Raw genomic sequence first — 19,775 nt, forward strand, 5'->3', positions numbered from 1 at the left:
TTGAAAAGCCGACGGCATGGTGAACCGCGCCGGCGGTACCGGCCCGCGCTCAGCCGCCGGAGAGGCCGACCGGCTTGCCCACCACCACCACCAGCGCCTTGCGGGCATCGGCCAGGCGGCCGGCCACGCGCTTGATGTCGTCGAGGGTCACCGCCTCCACCAGCGCGTTGCGGCGGTCGATATAATCAATGCCGAGCTTGTCGAGCTGGATCTGCAGCAGCTGTCCCGCCACCTTGGAGGAGGTGTCGAAGCGCAGGGCATAGCTTCCGGTCAGGTAGCTCTTGGCCTCGGCCAGCTCCTCGGCGGTCGGGCCGTGATCGAGGATGCGCTGGAACTCGGAGGTGATGAGCGAGATGGATTCGGCCGCCCGCTCGTTCTTGGTGGCGGTGCCGGCGAACCACAGGCCCACATGATCGAGGGCCACCTGGTAGGAATAGACGGAATAGGCGAGCCCGCGGGCTTCCCGCACTTCCTTGAACAGGCGTGAGGAGAAGGCACTGCCGCCGAGAATGTGGTTGAGGACGTAGGCGGCCATGAAGTCCGGGTCCTGGCGCTCCAGGCCCACGGTGCCCATCACCACCACCGACTGCGGCACGTTGAGCGGCACGATGTCGACGGTGCCGAGATGCTGCGGCGTGACGTTGGCGATGGGCGCGAGCTCGGCGGCTTCCGGCAGGGCACCGAACACCGCATCCAGCCGCCGGCCCAGCTCCTCGGCGGTGATGTCGCCCACCACCGCCACCCGCAGGTTGGAGCGCGCCAGGGTCTTGTGAGCGAACTGGACGATGTCGGCGCGGGTGAGGGTGGGCACGCTCTCCAGGGTGCCGTCCACCGGCCGGCCATAGGGGTGGCCGGGGAAGGCGCGGGCATACCAGCGCTCGTTGGCGATGGCGTTGGGTTCGGTGGAGCGGCGGCGCAGGGAGGCCATCAGCGCCGCCCGCACCCGCTCGATCGCCTCGTCATCGAAGCGCGGGGCATTCACCGACAGGCGCAGCAGGTCGAACGCCACATCCGCATTGTCGGACAGGGTGCGCAGGGAGCCGCGCATGTCGTCGCGGCCGGCATCGAAATGCAGCTCCACCGCGTGGTCGGCCAGCTTGCGCTGGAACGCCTGGGCGTCGAGATCGCCGGCGCCCTCGTCCAGCAGTGCCGCCGTGAGGTTGGCGAGGCCCATCTTCTGCGAGCCGTCCTGGGCGGCGCCGCCGAGGAAAGCGAACTCCATGGCAATCAGCGGCAAAGTGGTGTCGTGCACCAGCCAGGCCTTGATGCCGCCGGGGCTCGTCACCTCGGTGATGCGGCTGGACTGGGCCTGGGCCGCGGGCGTGGAAATGAGGGAGAGAGCCATCGTCACCATCATGAAAAAAAGCCAACCGGCGCTCGAAAAAGGCCGGCCGGCGGTCTGGCCGGCAGTGGCGGAAGCGCCCGTCACGAGCGATCCCCCGCCTTGCCCGGGCCGGCGGGGGCGTCAGCGGCGGCGGCCGGAGCCGGCTTGAGCTGTCCCGTCACGGCGCGATTGGTCGTGAGATAGCGCTTGGCGGCGGCCTGGACATCGGCCGCGGAAACCGCCTTCACCCGCTCCGGCCAGGCGCGCACCGCGTCGGCGCTCATGCCGGTGGCCCAGGCGGCGCCATAGATGCGGGCGAGGGTAGCCTGATTGTCCTGGGCATAGACCATGTCGGCGGTCAGCCGGGTCTTGGCGCGCGCCAGCTCCAGATCGTCCACGCCCTTTTCGGCCACTTCGGCGATCACCGCGTCGATGGCCGCTTCCAGGGCCTCCAGCGTCACCTCCGGGCGCGGGGTGCCGTAGACGACGAAGCGGGTCGCATCATAGGCGGTGCCTTGATACCAGGCGCCGGTGCCGGCTGCGAGGCCCTTCTCCACCGCGAGGGTGCGGTAGAGGCGGCCGGTCTGACCGCCGCCGAGAATCTGCGCCAGCACTTCCAGCGCTTCCGCCTCGCCGGGGGCGGCGGTGCGGTCGGATGGCACCAGATAGGAGCGCTGCACGCTCGGCTGGGCCACCCGGGCATCGGCCAGGGAGACCCGGCGCTCGGCTTCCGGCTCCGGTTCCTGCGGGCGGTTGCGGGGCGGCGTGTCGGCGCGGGCGACCTTGCCATAGGTCTTCTCGGCCAGCGCGCGCACCTCGTTCGGGTCCACGTCGCCGGCCACCACCAGCAGCGCGTTGTTGGGGGCGTAATAGCGCTGATAGAAGGCGAGGGCGTCCTCGCGGTTCAGCTGCTTGATCTCGTGTTCCCAGCCGATGATGGGGTGCTGGTAGGGGTGGTTGACGTAGCTGGTGGCCTGCATGATCTCGCCCAGCCGGGCGCTGGGCTCGTTGTCGGTGCGCATGCGGCGCTCTTCCAGCACCACGTCGCGCTCCGGCAGCACCACCTCGTCGGAAAGCTTGAGCCCGGTCATGCGATCGGCCTCGAAGCCCATCACCTTTTCCAGGTGTTCCTTGGCCACCCGCTGGAAATAGGCGGTGTAGTCGTGGGAGGTGAAGGCATTTTCCTGGCCGCCCAGGCGCGCCACCTCGGCCGAGAACTCACCCTGGGGGTGGGCCTCTGTGCCCTTGAACATCAGGTGCTCGAGAAAATGGGCGATGCCCGATTTGCCGGGCTGCTCGTCGGCCGACCCCACCTTGTACCACACCATGTGGGTCACCACCGGGGTGCGGTGGTCGGGGATCACCATGACCTCGAGGCCATTGTCGAGCTTGAATTGGGAAATATCGGGCCCGGCCGCAGCGGCGGAACGGGACGCGAGCGCGGCCGCGCTCGCGGCAAGAATGGCAACCATGGCGATATGGCTCATCTTCACGTGAAGGATCTTCCGACATTGCACGCGCCCGCAGGCACGCTCGTCAAGGATAGATAGGGCGTCGCGGCCCCGGGGCCAGGGGCCGGTCGGCGATTTGAAGGGTTCCAGCGCGCCACATGGTCATGCGCGCACAGGGCATCGTCGCCCGCCGCCGGGGCGCGGGGCCGCAGGCCACCCGGTCCGGTGCCCCGGGCCGTCAGTTCTTCTGCTGGTCCTGCCGATCGAAATAGTTCGGCAGCTTGAAGGGCTCGTTCTTCTTCTCGACCACGCCATAGGGGGCGTTCGGCGCCGGGGTCTGGTAGCCCGCGGGCGGCTGCAGCAGGGTTTCCCGCTCCGGCTCGCCGTTGAAGGTCAGCGGCTTTTCCTGGGCGAATCCCAGGCCGCTGGCCCAGCCGGTGAACCCCAGCTCGCTTGGAGAAACGACGTCGCGGGTGCTGTCGCCAGGGGTGCCGGTGTTCGGCTGGTTGATCACGCCGAGAATCTTCTTTCGGCCGCGTCCCAGCTCGGACGGCATCAGCGGCCGGCCGGGATCATCGCGGGTGACCGGGGCATTGGCGGCCTCCGCCTCACGCTTGCGGCGCGCCACGTCGGGATCGTTCGGCCAGGCGGGATTGTTGCGATAGGCCTGCTGCTCCGGGGTAGGCAACTGCTCGGTGGCGGCCGCGGGAGGCACCACCAGCGGCGCGCGCTCGCGATAGTCGATCTCCGGCTTCGGCTTTTCTTCCTTGAGGCCGAACAGCTCCATGGCGCTGTCCAGAGGGTTGGGCGTGAATTCGTCGCTTTGGGCGGCCGCCGGGCGGGGGGCCAGCGGACCGGCCATCACCGCACCGAGCGCCGCGGCACCGCAGAGCAGCTTGAAAGGCAGGCGCGTGGCAGCGGAACGGGACATGGATCTCACTCGGGTCGCGACGGCGGGTCGGGATGTCGGGCACAGGCGCATGATGCTCCCTCCGTGGCTCGCGCTCGGTTTCAGGATTTCGGCGACATTGGCGTCGCTGAGGGCGGCGTTTTTGAGGCACGCCCAAAAAACGCATCGTACAACAGTAGCGCAACACCGACGACCACCGCCACATCGGCGATGTTGAACACATACCAGCGGTAGCCGAAGGCGTGCAGCGAGATGAAGTCGAACACCGCCCCATAGACCACCCGGTCCACCGCATTGCCCAGCGCACCGCCGATCAGCAGGCCGAGGGCTAAGGCCTCCAGGGTGCGATGGGAGCGGGTGAGCCAGACGGTGAACAACAGCGCCGCCACCACTTTCACCCCCACCAGCACCCAGCGCCCGGTGTCGCCCTGCTGGAACAGGCCATAGCTGATGCCGCGATTCCACAGCGCCACCACGTCCATGAATGGGGCGACGGGGTAGAGCGCCGGCCCCATGTCCTGGGTGAAGCCCATCACCCAGGTCTTCGACACCTGATCGGCCACCAGCACCAGCAAGGCGACCAGCAGTCCGAGAATGATGCGGTTGGAGGCGCGGGTCATGGACAGGGCTCCTCGGCCTATCGGGCGTAGAATTCCCGCAGCGCCGCCGCATCGCGCGGGGTCACATCGGGAAATTCGGGATCGGCGCCCACCTCGGGAGAGATCTTCCACGAGCGGGCGCACTTGCGGCCCTCGGCCCGGGCCGGCACTACGGCGACGCCGGGCACCTCCGGCAGCCGGAACGCCTCGGCGGGGCCTTCACCGCGGATCAGGGTCGCCGCGGAGGTGATGCAGATTTCCGCAAGATCGAGCCCGGCAAAGGCATCGGCCAGCGCCTCGTCGGTCACATAGACCTCGGGCGCCGCCTCCAGGGACGAGCCCATGCGCTTTTGCGCCCGCTCCACCTCCAGCGCGCCCAGCACCACCCGGCGCACCAGCCGCACCTTGCGCCACTGCTCCGCCAGGGCCGGATCACGCCAGCTCTCTGGCGTTTCGGGGAAGGTGAGCAGATGCACCGAGCCCTCTTCATCCCCGGTGCGGGCGATGAACGCCTCTTCCGTGGTGAAGGGCATGATGGGCGCGAGCCAGGTGACGAGCCGGTTGAAGGTCTCGTCCAGCACCGTCAGGCAGGCCTTGCGGGTGAGCGAGGACAGGGGATCGCAATAAAGCGCGTCCTTGCGCACGTCGAAATAGAAGGCCGACAGCTCGATGTTCATGAACTGGGTGAGCAGCGCATGCACCTTCTTGTAATCGAAGGAACGGTAGGCGGCGCGGATCTCCCCATCGAGCTCGCTGAGGCGGTTGAGGATAAAACGCTCCAGCGACGGCATCTCGGCAAACGCCACCCGCTCTTCCGGCCGGTAATGGTGCAGCGAGCCCAAAAGCCAGCGCAGGGTGTTGCGCAGCTTGCGATAGGTGTCGGCGGTGGTCTTCAGGATCTCCGGGCCGATGCGCAGATCGTCCGAATAGTCGGAAGCGCACACCCACAGGCGCAGGATGTCGGCGCCGGAGGCCTTGATGACCTCCTGCGGGGCGGTGACGTTGCCCAGGGACTTGGACATCTTGCGCCCGTCCTCGTCGAGCACGAAGCCGTGGGTCAACACTGCATCATAGGGCGGGCGGCCGCGGGTGCCGCAGCTCTCGAGCAGCGAGGAATGGAACCAGCCGCGATGCTGGTCCGAGCCTTCCAGATACATCACCCGGTCATCGCCCTCCGGCGGCCGCACCGCCTTCAGGTCCGGGCGCACCTCCAGGGTGAAGGTGTGGGTGGAGCCGCTGTCGAACCACACGTCGAGCACGTCGTTGACCTTGACCCAGCCTTCATCGGCGCGTTCGCCCAGGAAGCGGGCGCTGGCCCCCTCCTTGAACCAGGCGTCGGCGCCCTCCGCCTCGAACGCTTCGGCGATGCGGGCGTTGACGGCGGGATCGCGCAGGATCTCCACCGCCCCGTCGCCCTTCTCCTTGACGAACACGGCGATGGGCACGCCCCAGGCGCGCTGGCGCGACACCACCCAGTCGGGCCGGTTGGCGATCATGCCGGTGATGCGGTTCTCACCCGCCGCCGGCACCCATTCCACGGTCTTGATGCCGGCCAGCGCCCGCTCGCGCAGGGTGTCGGGCACGTTGCCGTTGAGGGTGGCCGGGCGGACCGCCGCGGTGCCGTCACCCTTGCGGATGTCCTGGTCCATGGCGATGAACCATTGGGGCGTGTTGCGGAAGATGACCGGCTTCTTGGAGCGCCAGGAATGGGGATACTGGTGCTTCACCCGCCCGCGCGCGAGCAGGTTGCCGGCCGTCACCAGGGCCTCGATGACGGCGCCATTGGCGTCGCCCTTCTCGCCCTTCTCGGTGATGACGCGCTTGCCGGCAAAGCCGGGCGCCTGGGCGGTGTAGAAGCTGTCCTCATCCACTGTATAGGGGATGGCGGGGTTGATGCCGCGCTCCTCCAGCCAGCGGCGATGGGCCACCCAGGCGTCGAAGTCTTCGCGGCCGTGACCGGGGGCCGTGTGGACGAAGCCGGTGCCGGCGTCGTCCGTGACGTGGTCGGACTCGATAAGCGGCACCTTGAAGTCATAGCCGCCAAGGCCGAGCTGAGCGAGCGGGTGGAAGCATACGAGCTCCGCCAGTTCCCGCGGTTCCAGCGCGCGCTCCTTGGTGAACCCGGTGACGCGGGCCTGCCGGAAGACGTCCTCTGCCAAGGTGTCGGAGAGGACCAGCCGGTCGCCGACCTTGGCCCAATTGTCGGCGGGGGCCTCGGTCACCTCATAAACGCCATAGGCGATCTTGGAAGAATAGGAGATGGCCCGGTTGCCGGGCATGGTCCAGGGGGTGGTGGTCCAGATCACCACACAGGCGCCGCCGAGGTCATCCTTGACGCCGGACATCACCGGGAACTTCACCCACACCGTGTCGCTGGTGAAGTCGTGGTATTCCACCTCGGCCTCCGCCAAGGCGGTCTTTTCCACCACTGACCACATCACCGGCTTGGAGCCGCGATAGAGCAGGCCGTTTTCCGCGAACTTCATGATCTCGCGGGCGATCTGCGCCTCGGCGGCGAACGCCATGGTGGTGTAGGGGTGGTCCCAGTCGCCTTCCACGCCGAGCCGCTTGAACTCCTCGCGCTGGGTGTCCAGCCAGTGCTGGGCGAAGGCGCGGCATTCCTGGCGGAAGGCGACCATGGCTTCGGCATCGGAGAAGTCGGGCTTGGCCTTGCCCTTCTTGCGGTAGTTCTCTTCCTCGATCTTCCATTCGATGGGCAGGCCGTGGCAGTCCCAGCCGGGCACATAGTTGGAATCATGGCCCAGCATCTGCTGGGAGCGGGTCACCACGTCCTTCAGGATCTTGTTCAGCGCGTGGCCGATGTGGATGTTGCCGTTGGCATAGGGCGGGCCGTCGTGCAGCACGAAACGCGGGCGGCCGCGCCCCACCTCGCGCAGGCGGGAATAGAGGCCGAGGCGCTTCCAGCGCTCCAGCAGCTCCGGTTCCTTCTTCGGCAGGCCGCCGCGCATGGGGAATTCGGTTTCCGGCAGCAGCAGCGTCTTGGAATAGTCTGCGGCTGCGGTCTTGTCGGTGGTGTCGGTCATGAAAGGCTCGGAAAATCAGGGCCGTCAGGCGGCCGGAAGGGCGATGCGAAAACGTCCCGGCTCCCCGGCGCGCTCAGCTGCGCCGGCGGGGAACCGGGCCGGTAATTCGCGCCTGAAGCGGCCGCGGCGTCGCCAGGGGCGCGCGCGGCGCTGAGCTTCCGCCCTGCATGTCTGCGGTCATCCTCGGGCCGTTCGATGGAAATCCGAAGGCCGGCTTCTAGCAGGCGCGGCGGGCGGGGAAAAGGCCGGCGATGCATCGCGCCACGGTCGGCGGGCGTCTGGAGGGGTGTTGGCGGCCCCGCCGCGGGGCGGCAGACAAAGATTTGGCCCCGGCACACGAGGCGCCGGGGCCATTTGGTTCCCCTCTTTTTAAACTGTCCGGACAATGCCGGAATGCGGGGGCGGCGTGCGCCCCCGCTTGAGCTCACGAGTGATACGCGCGCTCGCCGTGCTCGTTGATGTCGAGACCCTCGCGCTCCACTTCGACCGACGGGCGCAGGCCCACGACGATGTTGAGCACGAAGAAGATGATGGCGGAGACCACGCCCGACCACACCAGCGTCACGATGGTGGCCTGGGTCTGCACCCACACCTGGTGACCCATGGAATAGTCGGCCACGCCGGCGCCGCCGAGGGCGGGAGACACCAGGATGCCGGTGCCGATGGCGCCGATGATGCCGCCCACGCCGTGGACACCGAACACGTCCAGGCTGTCGTCATAGCCGAGGGCATTCTTCACCGCGGTGCAGAAGAAGAAGCACACCAGCGCCGCGACGATGCCGAGCACGATGGCGCCCATGGGGCCGGAGGCGCCGCAGGCCGGGGTGATGGCCACGAGGCCGGCCACCGCACCCGACGCACCACCCAGCATGGAGGGCTTGCCGCGCACGATCCACTCGATGACCAGCCAGCCGACGACCGCGCCCGCGGTGGCCAGGAAGGTGTTCACCATCACCAGGGTGGCGAGGCCGTTGGCTTCGAGGTTCGAGCCCACGTTGAAGCCGAACCAGCCGACCCACAGCAGGGAGGCGCCGACCATGGTGAAGGCCAGCGAGTGGGGCGGAAGCTGCTCCTTGCCGTAGCCGATGCGCTTGCCGACGATGATGCAGCCGACCAGGCCGGCGATACCGGCATTGATGTGCACCACGGTGCCGCCGGCGAAGTCGAGGGCGCCCAGGGTGAACAGGTAGCCTTCCGAGAACCACACCATGTGGGCGATCGGGAAGTAGACGAAGGTGCCCCACAGGATGGCGAACAGGATCACCGCCGGGAACTTCATGCGCTCGGCGAAGGCGCCGATGGCCAGGGCCGGGGTGATGGCCGCGAACGTCATCTGGAAGGCGATGAACACGAATTCGGGGATCTGCACGCCCTTGGTGAAGGTGTCGGCGAGGCTGTCGGCGGTGATGCCGGCCAGGAACGCCTTCTCGAAGCCGCCGATGAAGGCGTTGCCCGAGGTGAAGGCCAGCGAGTAGCCGTAGAGGGCCCACACCAGCATCATCACCGCGGTGATGGTGAGCACCTGCATGAGCACGGAGAGCATGTTCTTGGCGCGCACCAGGCCGCCGTAGAACAGGGCGAGGCCGGGAACGGTCATCAGCAGGACGAGGACCGTGGAGGTCATCATCCAGGACACGTCACCCTTGTTGACGGTCGAAACCGCCGCGGCCACGGCCGGGGAGGCGGCGGCGGGGGCTTCGACCGGCTGGCCGAGCGCCGGCAGGGCGAGCGCCGCTGCGGCCAGAAGCGCAGGGAGCCCCGCGCGAGTCCACGTCTTGAACGTCATGGATGAAAGCTCCGTGAAATGAGGATGGCTCAAAGCGCGTCGGCGTCGGTCTCGCCGGTGCGGATGCGCACGGCGTGATCGATGGCGAAGACGAAGATCTTGCCGTCGCCGATCTGGCCGGTCTTGGCGGAGGCGGTGATGGCCTCGACCACCTTCGAAACCTGGTCAGCGGGAACCGCCACCTCGATCTTCAGCTTCGGCAGGAAGCTGACGGCGTATTCGGCGCCGCGATAGATCTCGGTGTGGCCCTTCTGACGCCCGTAGCCTTTCACTTCAGTAACGGTGAGTCCGTGCACGCCGATACCGGTGAGGGCGTCGCGCACCTCCTCCAGCTTGAATGGCTTGATGATGGCCATGACGATCTTCATGGATCGGTCCCTGTCCCCTGATGCCCGTGGATGCGGTCGCGCGGGGCTCACCCCCACGCGCCGTCCATCCGGTGTTTTCTCGCGGCTTCGCCGTGCGGGACCGGGGAGTTCCGCGCTGCGGCAGGCAAGCCTGAACAAAGCGGAATCAATTACCGTGCCAAGTAAAGAAGAGTGGGAGACTCGTTGCTTATTTTCTCGCCATGCCGGGCAAGGGAATGGCGATGCCCAAGGACTGCCGCTTTTGATGCCTAAATTTTAGACGCATCGCCTCAAACAGCGTCATTTCTTCTGGGTGCGCCGCATCAATCCCTCTTGCGCCGCCGAAGCCACCAGCACGCCATCGCGGGTGAAGAACTCGCCGCGGCAGAAGCCGCGCGCACCGAAGGCCGCGGGGCTCTCCTGGCTGTAGAGCAGCCATTCGTCGGCCCGGAACGCCCGGTGGAACCACAAGGCGTGGTCGAGGCTCGCCACCTGCAGGTCGCGATCGAACACCGAGCGGCCGTGGCGCAGCAGCGCCGCCTGCAGCAGCGAGAAGTCCGAGGCGAAGGCGAGCACCGCCTGATGGGTGGGCAGGTCGTCCGGCAGGGGGCCGCGGGCCCGCACCCAGACGCTGGGCGAGGCCTCGGCGGCGGTGCCGAGATAGGTCGGGTCCAGGCCGGTGGGGCGCACCTCCAGCGGCCGCATGGTCATCCAGCCCCGGGTCGCCGCCTCGGGAAAGCGCTTCAGCAGCCGCTCGCGCCACACGTCGTCCGGCGGCAGGTCCTCCGGCATGGGCACTTCGGGCATGGTGATCTGGTGCTGCATGCCGTCTTCGTCCTCGTGGAACGAGACCGCCATGGAGAAAATGGCGCGGCCGTGCTGGATCGCCACCACCCGCCGGGTGGTGAAGGTGCGGCCGTCGCGGATGCGCTCCACGTCATAAATAATGGGGATGGTGGGGTCGCCACCCAGCAGGAAATAGCCGTGCAGAGAGTGGGAGACCCGTTCCGGCGGCACGGTGCGGCGCGCCGCCACCAGCGCCTGGGCCACCACCTGGCCGCCGAACACGCGCCCGCCGCCGGGGTTGCCGCTGCGACCGCGGAACAGATTGATCTCCAATTGCTCCAGGTCGAGGATGGACAAAAGTGCTTCAACGTCGGACGACGGCGTGTCGGTCATCATGTCGCTCATGCGGATCGGCCTCAGGCAACCCGGATCTCTGCCGAAGCCGGCGCCGGGGACGTTGGACAAAGGGTGCACGAACACGCCATGGCACATGCGGTGGCGTCAAGACCTATGCGTGAACGGCGTGCCGCAAGGGTGCACCGTGACCGCCGCGTGAAGGAGACGGACGTTGACTGGCCTGAACGAGCCCGATGTGGCGCCTTCCCCCTATACGGGTGAGTCTGCGGCCTTTGTCCGCCCCGATGCGGAGCGGTGGGATGTGGCCATCGTCGGCGGCGGGCTGGCGGGGCTCAGCCTGGCGCTGGCGCTGCGGCAGGGGCTCGGCGCCGATGCGCGCATCATCCTGTTCGACCCCGCCTTGGCGCGGCCGGTGATCGACGACGAGCGCTGCTCGGCCATCGCCGCCGGCGCCCGGCGGCTGCTCACCACCATCGGCGTCTGGGACAAGGTGGGCGCGGCGGCCGAGCCCATCCGCTCCATGGTGGTCACCGACAGCCGCACCAAGGACGTGGCGCGGCCGGTGTTCCTGACCTTCGATGGCGAGGTGCAGCCGGGCGAGGCGTTCGCGCACATGGTGCCGAATGCGGTGCTGCAGCAGGCGCTTATCGAGGCGGCCGCGGCGGCGGGCATCGCCCTGACCCCGGAGGGGGTCTCGGCCTTCACCCCGGAGGGCCAGGGCGTGTCGCTCACCGCCGGCGACGGCGGGCCGGTGCGCGCGAAGCTGCTGGTGGCCTGCGACGGGGCACGCTCGCGCCTGCGCGCCATGGCGGGCATCGACACCGTCTCCTGGGCCTATGGCCAGAGCGCGCTGACCTTCACGGTGGAACATGAACGCCCCCATGAGGGGCGGGCGGAAGAGCATTTCCTGCCGGCGGGCCCGTTCGCCACCCTGCCGCTGCCGGGCAACCGCTCATCCATCGTCTGGGCCGAGCGTACCGCCGATGCCGAGCGGCTGGCCCATCTGCCGGCGCTGCTGTTCCAGGACGAGTTGGAGCAGCGCTTCGGCCACAAGTTGGGCTGGGTGAAGCCGGTGACGCGGCCGCGGGCCTATCCGCTGGGCTTCTCCATGGCGCGCAGCTTCATCGGCGAGCGACTCGCTTTGGTGGGTGATGCGGCCCATCTCATCCACCCCATTGCGGGGCAGGGGCTGAACATGGGGCTGCGTGATGTGGCGGCCCTGGCCGAGGCGGTGACCGACGCGGCGCGGGTGGGGCTCGATTTCGCATCGCCCCAGGTGCTGGAGCGTTACCAGCGCTGGCGCCGCTTCGACACTCTGGCCATGGGCGTCGCGACGGACAGCCTCAACCGCCTGTTCTCCAATCATTCCGACGCCCTGCGGGCGCTGCGCGACGTGGGCCTGGGGCTGGTGGATCGGCTGCCGCGCCTCAAGGGCCTGTTCATCCGCGACGCCGCCGGGCTCACCGGAGCGCTGCCGAAGCTGCTGCGCGGCGAGGCCCTTTAGAGGGGCCGGGCACCCGCTCAGCCCGGCTGCGGCGGGTGTTCCTGCAGCGGCGCGAGCAGTGCCGGATCGTCGTTGCGCACTGCATTGACGGCGGTCGAGACCGGCCAGAAGGTGAGGAGATCATCGGCGCAGGGGGTGAGCAGGGCGTGGGGATCGTCGGCGCCGAGGAATGTGGGAATGGCTGCCGCGTCGAGAATCACCGGCATGCGCGCGTGCAAAGGCGCCAGCCGCCCGTTGGCGGCGCAGGTGAGAATGGTGAAGGTGCGCAGCCACTGGCCCGTGTGCGGGTCCTTCCACCCCTCCCACAGGCCGGCGAAGGCCAGCGGCGCTCCGTTCGCCGGTGAGATGTAATAGGGCTGCTTGCCGGCGGGGCGGGTCTGCCATTCGTAGAAACCATCCGCCGGAATGATGCAGCGCCGCTTCTTGCGCCAGGCGTCGGCGAAGGTCGCGGTGTGGGCCACCCCTTCCGAGCGGGCGTTGATGAGGCGGGCGCCCCCGCTCGCATCCTTCGACCACACCGGCACCAGCCCCCAGCGCAGCAGCGACAGGTCGAGCCGGCCGGTGTGCGGGTTGAGGCGGATCACCATCAGGTCCTGGGTGGGGGCCGCATTGTACCGTGCCGGCGCATTGGGCAGCTGGATCGCCGCCACGTCGAGCCCGAAATGCTCAGCATAGGCGAGCGGTGCGCGATGCTGGACGAAACGGCCGCACATGCGGGAACCTCCGCTCAGAACCCCCGAGCCCGCCCTACGAGGCGATCCGGAACCGCCCGTCGATGGCCGCCGGGCCATCGGTTGTCACTCGTCCGCTTTCCACGAGGTGCTCGAGATGGGCGAGCACGGTGAGGGAGGCGGCGCCCACGAGCCGCGGGTCGAGCCCGATATAGATGCCGCGCACCAGGTCCGGCACGGTTTCCGCCGTGCGTTCCAGCCCGCGCAGGATGGCGAGCTCGCGGGCGATGCGATGATCGAGATAGTCGCGCACGAAGGCCGGGGCATCGCGCACCGGGCCGCCGTGGCCCGGCAGGTAGGTTCGCTCGGGCCGGGTGCCGAGCAATTCCAGCGAGCGGATGTAATCGCCCATGGCGCCATCCGGCGGTGCGACGATGGAGGTGGCCCAGGCCATCACATGATCGCCGGAAAACAGCACCTCCTCCTCGCGCAGGGCAAAGGCCAGATGATTGGCGGTATGGCCGGGGGTGGCGACGGTGTTCAGCGTCCAGCCACGCCCTTCTACGGCCTCGCCGTCGGCCAGCATGTGGTCGGGCTGGTAGTCGGTGTCGGCGCTGGCGTCGAGCGGGTTGATCTCGCCGATATGTAGTGGGCGTGCGGCGCGGTGCGGCGCGGCGCCGACGATGGGCGCGCCGGTGGCCGCCTTGATGGCGGTGGCGGCGGGGGAGTGATCGCGGTGGGTATGGGTGACGACGATGTGGGACACCGTCTCTCCCGCGACGGCCTGGAGCAGAGCGTCGATATGCTCGGGGCTGTCGGGGCCGGGATCCAGAATGGCCACCGAACCCTGGCCGATGATGTAGCTGCAGGTGCCGGTGAAGGTGAACGGCGAGGGATTCGGCGCCACGATCCGCCGCACCAGCGGCGTGACCTGGTCCAGCCGGCCGGCCGGGACGTTGAAATCGCGATCGAAGGGGATGTCTGCGCTCATGCCCCCAGGCTAGCGCAGTTCCCGCGAAAGGGCATCAGGGACAGCGCAGCTCGGGCGCCGAAGCGGGCAGACGCAGACCGTCGCCCGTGCGGCGGCAGCGCATGGCGTATCCGGGCGGCCGCACGAGTCGGAAAGGGACAAAAGAAAAGGCCCGCCTTGCGGCGGGCCTTTCCCGTCAAACCCTGATCGTTGGATCAGAACTTGTAGTTCACACCAGCCTTGATGGTGTGGAACTTGGTGTCGCCGTCCACGGCGATCGGGCCGATGACGGCCACGTCGTGGCTGCCCAGGTCGACGTACAGGTATTCAGCCTTGAACGTCCAGTTGTTGGTGATGGCATACTCGGCGCCGCCGCCGATGGTCCAACCCCAATCGGTCGAAGAGGTCGACACGGCCCAGGCCGGCACGCCGAACCAGGCGTTGTTCGAGGTCTTGCCGTAGGCAGCACCACCGGTGATGTAGGGCAGGAACCGATCGAACGCGTAGCCGAGGCGGGCGCGGATGGTGCCGAAGTAGTCAACGGTGGAGCCAGCGGTGATGCCGGTGCCGCCCGAGGTCAGGCTGACGTTGCCTTCGATGTTCGACCACTGGATATCGGTCTCGAGACCGACCACCACGTTGTTGGCGAACTGATAGTTGTAGCCCAGCTGACCACCAGCGAACCAGCCGGAGGAGTTCACGTCGGCGCTGGCGACCGGGAGGCCGACGGTGTAGGCGTCGTAGGAGAACTTGTCACCGCCGAAGCCGACGTTGGCACCGATGTAGAAACCGGTCCAGGAGAACACCGGAGCAGGAATGGCCTTCACCGGGTACTTCGTCGCCAGGTCAGCAGCCGCGGCCGGAGCCGAGAGCGCCGCCAGCGCGACAGTGGCGAGAAGAAACCGCTTCATAACTAACCCCCTTGTTTGGGTTGTCCTTGGTCGTGAGACAGGCGAGAGCAAAAATCGTCTCGCGCCGCTCAGTGAGGTGGTTCTAGCAGAGTTCCGTGGCGGGTGCCGTAGCTTTCATGCCACACTGCATTGAAATCGAAGCCTGTTCATTACCCTAGGTATATGATGCTACCTCTATTTCGGGGTTGCCGGGTTGTGAAGCGGCATCCCTGCGGCCTATCCGATAAGAATATGGTAAAAGAATAGTAAATAAAGGCAGTTAGACACCACTTCCCGAACCTCGCCCTGGGCGCCGTGAAGCCGTCGGCGAGGAAAGGCAAGACTGGCGGAGAGGAGGGGGTAAGATGCAACCGAAGGTAAATGGTATGCGGGTCGGTCGCATCCATCGCGGGTGGTATGGGATGCCGCTGGCGCTGCTGCTCGGTCTCGTTGCGCCCGGTGTCGCTCTTGCGCGGCCCGATTCGACGGCCATGAGCTGCCGCGATGCGGCGGCCCTGGTGGCCCGGCAGGGCGCGGTGGTCATGGCCACGGGTCCCAATACCTATGACCGTTACGTGTCGCAGATTCGCTATTGCGCCGGCGGCGAGGATCTCAAGCCGGAGTGGGTGCCCACCCGCGACGTGCGCCAGTGCTTCATCGGCTACACCTGTTTCATCCCGTCGCGCGAAGGGCATCCGGGGCATTGAGGCGGCCGCCGGGGCCGCCGCCGGAGCCGCTGCCGCTTGCGCGGGCCGCCCCGGCAGCTCATGTGAGGCGCGGCCGCCGCGGGGGGCGGGATGCTCCGAGCATCCCGCGGACACGGGGCGCGGAGACGGGTGAGGTGAGTCATGATGGGCAGATGGAACGGCCGGCGGCCGGGACACGCCGGCAACAGCCGGCGGGGCAGGGGTCCGAGCGGCCCGTTTTTCAGTGGTCTGGTTATGGCGGCACTGGGGCTGGCGATGGCGACGCCGGCCGCGGCCAAGTCCCTGGAGGCAGCCGCGTCGGATCCTCTGGTGCAGAGTCGCACGCTCACCTGCGCGCAGGCGGCCGGACTGGTTCAGGACAAGGGCGTCGTGGTCATGGCCACCTCGCCGACACTCTACGACCGCTATGTGCGCGATCTGAATTTCTGCCTGCATGACCAATTGCTGCGGCCGGAATGGGTGCCCACCCGCGACGCGCCGCAGTGCTTCGTCGGCTATGTCTGCCAGGAGCGGATGGGAGCTGGCGAGAAGGGCAATTGAGGCGGGTGCCACAAGACCCGACGGCCCGGCCGGCCCCCGGGTGGGGGCCCGGCCGGGCCGTCGCATTCGTGCCCGCGCGGGGCGCTCAGCCGATGCCACGATCCTTCAGGATGTCTTCGATCTCCTCCAGCACCACCGGATCGTCGATGGTGGCGGGGATCGACCACGGGTCGTGATCGGCGATCTTCTTCATGGTGCCGCGCAGGATCTTTCCGGAGCGGGTCTTGGGCAGGCGGTTCACGGTGACCGCCAGCTTGAACGCCGCCACCGGGCCGATTCGATCACGCACCAGGCCCACCAGCTCCTTCTCGATCACCTCCGGCGGCCGGCGCTCGCCCGCCTTCAGCACCACGAAGCCGCACGGCACCTCGCCCTTCAGGGAGTCCTTGACGCCGATCACGGCGCATTCGGCCACGTCCGGGTGGGAGGCGATCACCTCCTCCATGCCGCCGGTGGAGAGGCGGTGGCCGGCGACATTGATGATGTCGTCGGTGCGGCCCATGACGAACACATAGCCGTCGTCATCCATGAAGCCGGCGTCGGCGGTCTTGTAGTAGCCGGGATAGTCGGCGAGGTAGCTTTCCCTGAAGCGCTCGTCCTGCTGCCACAGGGTGGGCAGGCAGCCGGGAGGCAGCGGCAGCTTCACCACGATGGAGCCCATGGTGCCGGCCGGTACCGGCTTGGCCGCCTCGTCCACGATCTGCACGTCGAAGCCGGGCATAGGCACGGTGGGCGAGCCGAGCTTGATGGGCAGAAGGCCGAGGCCCACCGGATTGGCGGCGATGGCCCAGCCGGTTTCGGTCTGCCACCAATGGTCCACCACCGGCACGCCCAGCTTGTCCTCGGCCCATTGCACCGTGTCCGGATCGGCCCGCTCGCCGGCCAGGAACAGGGTGCGGAAGTGGCTCATGTCGCGCCCGGTCTTGAAGGTGCAGTCCGGGTCTTCCTTCTTGATGGCCCGCAGCGCGGTGGGGGCGGTGAACAGGGCCACCACCTTGTGCTCCTCCACCACCCGCCAGAAGGCGCCGGGGTCAGGCGTGCCCACCGGCTTGCCCTCGTAGACGAGGGTGGTGCAGCCGGCCAAAAGCGGGGCATAGACAATATAGGAATGGCCCACCACCCAGCCGATGTCGGAGGCCGCCCAGAACACCTCGCCGGGCTTGATGCCGTAGAGATTCTCCATGGTCCAGGTGAGCGCCACCATGTGGCCGCCGGTGTCGCGCACCACGCCCTTCGGCTTGCCCGTGGTGCCGGAGGTATAGAGGATGTAGAGGGGATCGGTGGCCGCCACGTCCACGCAAGGGGCGGTGCGGCCAGCCTGGATCGCGTCGTTGCAGGCCTCCATCCAGTCGATGTCGCGGCCTTCGCTGAGGCTCGCCGGACCCTGCGGGCGCTGCAGCACCACGCAATGCTCCGGCTTCACCGCCGACATGGAAATGGCAAGGTCGAGCAGGGGCTTATAGGGTACGACCCGGTTCGGCTCGATGCCGCAGGAGGCGGCCAGGATGACCTTGGGCTCGGCATCCTCGATGCGGGTGGCGAGCTCCTTGGCGGCGAACCCGCCGAACACCACCGAATGGATGGCGCCGATGCGGGCGCAGGCCAGCATGCCCACCAGGGCCTCGGGCACCATGGGCATGTAGACGAGCACGCGATCGCCCTTGGTCACACCGAGGTCGCGCAGCACCGCCGCCAGGGTCTCCACGTCGCGCTTCAGCTCGGCATAGGTGAGCGAGCGCTTGGTATCTGTCACGGGGCTGTCATAAATGATGGCGGGCTGATCGCCGCGGCCGGCGGCCACGTGGCGGTCCACCGCATTGAAGCAGGTGTTGCCGGTGGCGCCCTCGAACCAGCGGCCATAGACGCCGGCATCGGGATCGAACACCTTGGTGGCCGGGGTCGTCCAGTCGATCTTCCTGGCCGCCTCGCCCCAGAAAGCGGACGGATCTTCGCGCCAGCGGGCATAGGTTTCGCCGTAGCGGCTGCTGCTCATCTCACCCATGGACGTCTCCCTCGTCGGCATAATCGTTGGTGTGGTTAGTGCCGATCGTTATTTTACAGAGCAAGTACGCATAACTGCGTACGACCTTGGTTGGATGGATAAACGCCTTGTTCTATCTTGGCCTTGGATTGCGCCTCCCTTAAGCCCTGCTAGGTTCTTGCCCGTCGAACGGGCATTGTTGGCTGGTCTCCCGTGCCCGTCACGTGGCCGGGAGCGATAAGGATGATGGGGAGTTCCATGGCCGGTAGCATCTACGACCTGCATCTCGACCGCAATCAGGCGAATTACCAGCCGCTGACCCCGCTTGGCTTCCTCGAACGGGCGGCGCGGGTGTTCCCCGATCGCACCGCCATCATCCATGGCTCCACCCGCCGCACCTATCGCGAATTCTATGATCGCAGCCGGCGGCTCGCCTCGGCGCTCACCAAGCTGGGCGTGGGCAAGGGCGACACGGTGGCGGTGATGCTGCCCAATGCGCCGGCCATGCTGGAAGCCCACTACGGCGTGCCCATGACCGGGGCGGTGCTGAACTCCCTCAACACCCGGCTCGACGCCGCCATCCTCGCCTTCACCATCGACCATGGCGAGGCCAAGGTGCTGATCACCGATCGCGAGTTCTCGCCGGTGATGAAGGCGGCCCTCGCCATGGCGGTGAAGAAGCCCATCGTCATCGACTATGACGACCCGGAATATACCGGCAAGGGCGACCTCATCGGCGGCACCGAATATGAGGCCTTCCTGGAGACCGGCGATCCGGAATTCGCCTGGACCGGGCCCGCTGACGAGTGGGACGCCATCGCCCTCAACTACACCTCCGGCACCACCGGCGATCCCAAGGGCGTGGTCTACCACCATCGTGGCGCTCACCTCTTGGCGGTGGGCAATGCGGTGACCTGCGCGCTGGGCAAGCACCCCGTCTATCTGTGGACGCTGCCCATGTTCCACTGCAACGGCTGGTGCTTCCCCTGGTCCATCACCCTGGTGGCGGGCACCCACGTGTGCCTGCGGCAGGTGCGGGCGAAGGCCATGTTCGATGCCATCGCCGATTATGGCGTCACCCACATGTGCGGCGCGCCCATCGTCATGTCGACCCTGCTCGGCGCGCCGGAGGCCGACAAGCGGCCGCTGCCGGGCAAGGTGGAATTCATCACCGCCGCGGCCCCGCCGCCGGAAGCGGTGCTGGCCGCCATGCAGGATGCCGGCTTCAACGTGGTGCACGTCTACGGCCTCACCGAGGTCTACGGCCCCTCGGTGGTGAACGACTGGCACGAGGAATGGGATGCGCTGCCCGCCGCCGAGCGGGCCATGAAGAAGGCGCGCCAGGGCGTGCGCTATGCGGCGCTGGAAGCTCTCGACGTGCTCGATCCCGAGACCATGCAGCCGGTGCCGGCCGATGGCGCGACCATGGGCGAGGTGATGTTCCGCGGCAATACGGTGATGAAGGGCTATCTCAAGAACCCCACCGCCACCGATGCCGCCTTCGCCGGCGGCTGGTTCCACTCGGGCGATCTCGGGGTGAAGCATCCCGATGGCTATGTGCAGCTCAAGGACCGCTCCAAGGACATCATCATTTCCGGCGGCGAGAACATCTCCTCCATCGAGGTGGAAGATGCCCTTTACAAGCATCCGGCGGTGAGCGCGGCGGCGGTGGTGGCCAAGCCCGACGAGAAGTGGGGCGAGACCCCGGTGGCGTTCGTGGAACTGCGCGACGGCATGAGCGCCACGGCGGAGGAACTCCTTGCCCATTGCAAGACCCACCTCGCCGGTTACAAGTGCCCCCGCTATATCGTGTTCGAGCCCATTCCGAAGACCTCCACCGGCAAGATCCAGAAGTTCCGCCTGCGCGATATGGCGAAGGAGGTCTGAGCGGGCGAGCGCTGAAGGAGC

The 19,775-nt window shown here is 67.7% G+C and carries 16 protein-coding genes; 4 read left to right on the forward strand and 12 right to left on the reverse strand.

Annotated features, from left to right (window positions below; genetic code table 11):
- Positions 1 to 49: 49 nt before the first annotated feature.
- The 8 genes from ACU4E7_RS12930 to tesB all read right to left on the reverse strand — a co-directional run bounded on the left by ACU4E7_RS12930 (position 50) and on the right by tesB (position 10,652).
- Positions 50 to 1,345 carry a M16 family metallopeptidase gene (locus tag ACU4E7_RS12930; RefSeq protein WP_447019094.1) on the reverse strand — a complete coding sequence of 432 codons (1,296 nt, stop codon included), beginning with the start codon at positions 1,343 to 1,345 and terminating at the stop codon, positions 50 to 52.
- An 80-nt stretch (positions 1,346 to 1,425) separates the two neighbouring features.
- The gene (locus tag ACU4E7_RS12935) at positions 1,426 to 2,811 is read right to left on the reverse strand and encodes a M16 family metallopeptidase (protein ID WP_238120305.1); all 1,386 of its coding nucleotides are present in this window, start codon (positions 2,809 to 2,811) and stop codon (positions 1,426 to 1,428) included.
- Between the two features lie 202 nt (positions 2,812 to 3,013).
- Complete coding sequence (locus ACU4E7_RS12940; RefSeq protein ID WP_238120169.1) at positions 3,014 to 3,706, reverse strand: hypothetical protein; 693 nt, start codon at positions 3,704 to 3,706, stop codon at positions 3,014 to 3,016.
- An 80-nt stretch (positions 3,707 to 3,786) separates the two neighbouring features.
- Positions 3,787 to 4,305 carry a signal peptidase II gene (gene lspA / locus ACU4E7_RS12945; RefSeq protein WP_238120170.1) on the reverse strand — a complete coding sequence of 173 codons (519 nt, stop codon included), beginning with the start codon at positions 4,303 to 4,305 and terminating at the stop codon, positions 3,787 to 3,789.
- Between the two features lie 17 nt (positions 4,306 to 4,322).
- Positions 4,323 to 7,328, reverse strand: coding sequence for an isoleucine--tRNA ligase (gene ileS, locus ACU4E7_RS12950; protein WP_447019095.1), 3,006 nt, complete (start codon positions 7,326 to 7,328; stop codon positions 4,323 to 4,325).
- 424 nt (positions 7,329 to 7,752) lie between these two features.
- Entirely contained in the window at positions 7,753 to 9,114 is a 1,362-nt protein-coding gene (locus ACU4E7_RS12955; protein WP_238120172.1) for an ammonium transporter, read from the reverse strand.
- Positions 9,115 to 9,143: 29 nt separating this feature from the next.
- Positions 9,144 to 9,482: a P-II family nitrogen regulator gene (locus ACU4E7_RS12960; RefSeq protein ID WP_238120173.1), complete on the reverse strand. Its 339-nt coding sequence runs from the start codon at positions 9,480 to 9,482 to the stop codon at positions 9,144 to 9,146.
- A gap of 279 nt (positions 9,483 to 9,761) precedes the next feature.
- Complete coding sequence (tesB, locus tag ACU4E7_RS12965; protein ID WP_238120174.1) at positions 9,762 to 10,652, reverse strand: acyl-CoA thioesterase II; 891 nt, start codon at positions 10,650 to 10,652, stop codon at positions 9,762 to 9,764.
- Positions 10,653 to 10,815: 163 nt separating this feature from the next.
- Between tesB and ACU4E7_RS12970 the strand changes: the two genes are divergently transcribed.
- Complete coding sequence (locus ACU4E7_RS12970; RefSeq protein ID WP_447019096.1) at positions 10,816 to 12,108, forward strand: ubiquinone biosynthesis hydroxylase; 1,293 nt, start codon at positions 10,816 to 10,818, stop codon at positions 12,106 to 12,108.
- A gap of 17 nt (positions 12,109 to 12,125) precedes the next feature.
- Here ACU4E7_RS12970 and ACU4E7_RS12975 read toward each other — a convergent pair whose 3' ends face one another.
- The 3 genes from ACU4E7_RS12975 to ACU4E7_RS12985 form a co-directional block, all read right to left on the reverse strand.
- Positions 12,126 to 12,821 (reverse strand): SOS response-associated peptidase, encoded by a 696-nt coding sequence (locus ACU4E7_RS12975; RefSeq protein WP_447019097.1) that lies wholly within the window; start codon positions 12,819 to 12,821, stop codon positions 12,126 to 12,128.
- A 34-nt stretch (positions 12,822 to 12,855) separates the two neighbouring features.
- Complete coding sequence (locus ACU4E7_RS12980; protein WP_238120176.1) at positions 12,856 to 13,770, reverse strand: MBL fold metallo-hydrolase; 915 nt, start codon at positions 13,768 to 13,770, stop codon at positions 12,856 to 12,858.
- A gap of 194 nt (positions 13,771 to 13,964) precedes the next feature.
- Positions 13,965 to 14,660, reverse strand: coding sequence for an outer membrane protein (locus tag ACU4E7_RS12985; RefSeq protein WP_238120177.1), 696 nt, complete (start codon positions 14,658 to 14,660; stop codon positions 13,965 to 13,967).
- 344 nt (positions 14,661 to 15,004) lie between these two features.
- Between ACU4E7_RS12985 and ACU4E7_RS12990 the strand changes: the two genes are divergently transcribed.
- Both ACU4E7_RS12990 and ACU4E7_RS12995 read left to right on the forward strand, forming a co-directional pair.
- Positions 15,005 to 15,346, forward strand: a complete 342-nt coding sequence (locus ACU4E7_RS12990; RefSeq protein WP_238120178.1) for a hypothetical protein — start codon at positions 15,005 to 15,007, stop codon at positions 15,344 to 15,346.
- 255 nt (positions 15,347 to 15,601) lie between these two features.
- On the forward strand, positions 15,602 to 15,886 hold the full coding sequence (locus ACU4E7_RS12995; protein WP_447019098.1) for a hypothetical protein: 285 nt from the start codon (positions 15,602 to 15,604) through the stop codon (positions 15,884 to 15,886).
- Between the two features lie 85 nt (positions 15,887 to 15,971).
- On the opposite strand, the gene ACU4E7_RS13000 is transcribed toward ACU4E7_RS12995, so the two are convergent.
- A complete protein-coding gene (locus tag ACU4E7_RS13000; protein WP_238120180.1) occupies positions 15,972 to 17,888 on the reverse strand; it encodes a propionyl-CoA synthetase in 1,917 nt (638 codons plus the stop codon).
- 237 nt (positions 17,889 to 18,125) lie between these two features.
- Here ACU4E7_RS13000 and ACU4E7_RS13005 point away from each other — a divergent pair, with 237 nt between their 5' ends.
- On the forward strand, positions 18,126 to 19,754 hold the full coding sequence (locus ACU4E7_RS13005) for an acyl-CoA synthetase (RefSeq protein ID WP_238120181.1): 1,629 nt from the start codon (positions 18,126 to 18,128) through the stop codon (positions 19,752 to 19,754).
- Positions 19,755 to 19,775: the final 21 nt, after the last annotated feature.

It is taken from the genome of Xanthobacter sp. ZOL 2024, from assembly GCF_052932325.1.

Excerpts from the sequence above, each read along its gene's own strand:
- ACU4E7_RS12955 (WP_238120172.1), bottom strand. The coding sequence starts at position 9,114 with ATGACGTTCAAGACGTGGACTCGCGCGGGGCTCCCTGCGCTTCTGGCC.
- tesB (WP_238120174.1), bottom strand. The coding sequence starts at position 10,652 with ATGAGCGACATGATGACCGACACGCCGTCGTCCGACGTTGAAGCACTT.
- lspA (WP_238120170.1), bottom strand. The coding sequence starts at position 4,305 with ATGACCCGCGCCTCCAACCGCATCATTCTCGGACTGCTGGTCGCCTTG.
- ACU4E7_RS12930 (WP_447019094.1), bottom strand. The coding sequence starts at position 1,345 with ATGGCTCTCTCCCTCATTTCCACGCCCGCGGCCCAGGCCCAGTCCAGC.
- ACU4E7_RS12990 (WP_238120178.1), top strand. The coding sequence starts at position 15,005 with ATGCAACCGAAGGTAAATGGTATGCGGGTCGGTCGCATCCATCGCGGG.
- ACU4E7_RS12935 (WP_238120305.1), bottom strand. The coding sequence starts at position 2,811 with ATGAGCCATATCGCCATGGTTGCCATTCTTGCCGCGAGCGCGGCCGCG.
- ACU4E7_RS12960 (WP_238120173.1), bottom strand. The coding sequence starts at position 9,482 with ATGAAGATCGTCATGGCCATCATCAAGCCATTCAAGCTGGAGGAGGTG.
- ACU4E7_RS12940 (WP_238120169.1), bottom strand. The coding sequence starts at position 3,706 with ATGTCCCGTTCCGCTGCCACGCGCCTGCCTTTCAAGCTGCTCTGCGGT.
- ACU4E7_RS12980 (WP_238120176.1), bottom strand. The coding sequence starts at position 13,770 with ATGAGCGCAGACATCCCCTTCGATCGCGATTTCAACGTCCCGGCCGGC.
- ileS (WP_447019095.1), bottom strand. The coding sequence starts at position 7,328 with ATGACCGACACCACCGACAAGACCGCAGCCGCAGACTATTCCAAGACG.
- ACU4E7_RS12985 (WP_238120177.1), bottom strand. The coding sequence starts at position 14,660 with ATGAAGCGGTTTCTTCTCGCCACTGTCGCGCTGGCGGCGCTCTCGGCT.
- ACU4E7_RS13000 (WP_238120180.1), bottom strand. The coding sequence starts at position 17,888 with ATGGGTGAGATGAGCAGCAGCCGCTACGGCGAAACCTATGCCCGCTGG.
- ACU4E7_RS13005 (WP_238120181.1), top strand. The coding sequence starts at position 18,126 with ATGGCCGGTAGCATCTACGACCTGCATCTCGACCGCAATCAGGCGAAT.
- ACU4E7_RS12995 (WP_447019098.1), top strand. The coding sequence starts at position 15,602 with ATGGCGACGCCGGCCGCGGCCAAGTCCCTGGAGGCAGCCGCGTCGGAT.
- ACU4E7_RS12975 (WP_447019097.1), bottom strand. The coding sequence starts at position 12,821 with ATGTGCGGCCGTTTCGTCCAGCATCGCGCACCGCTCGCCTATGCTGAG.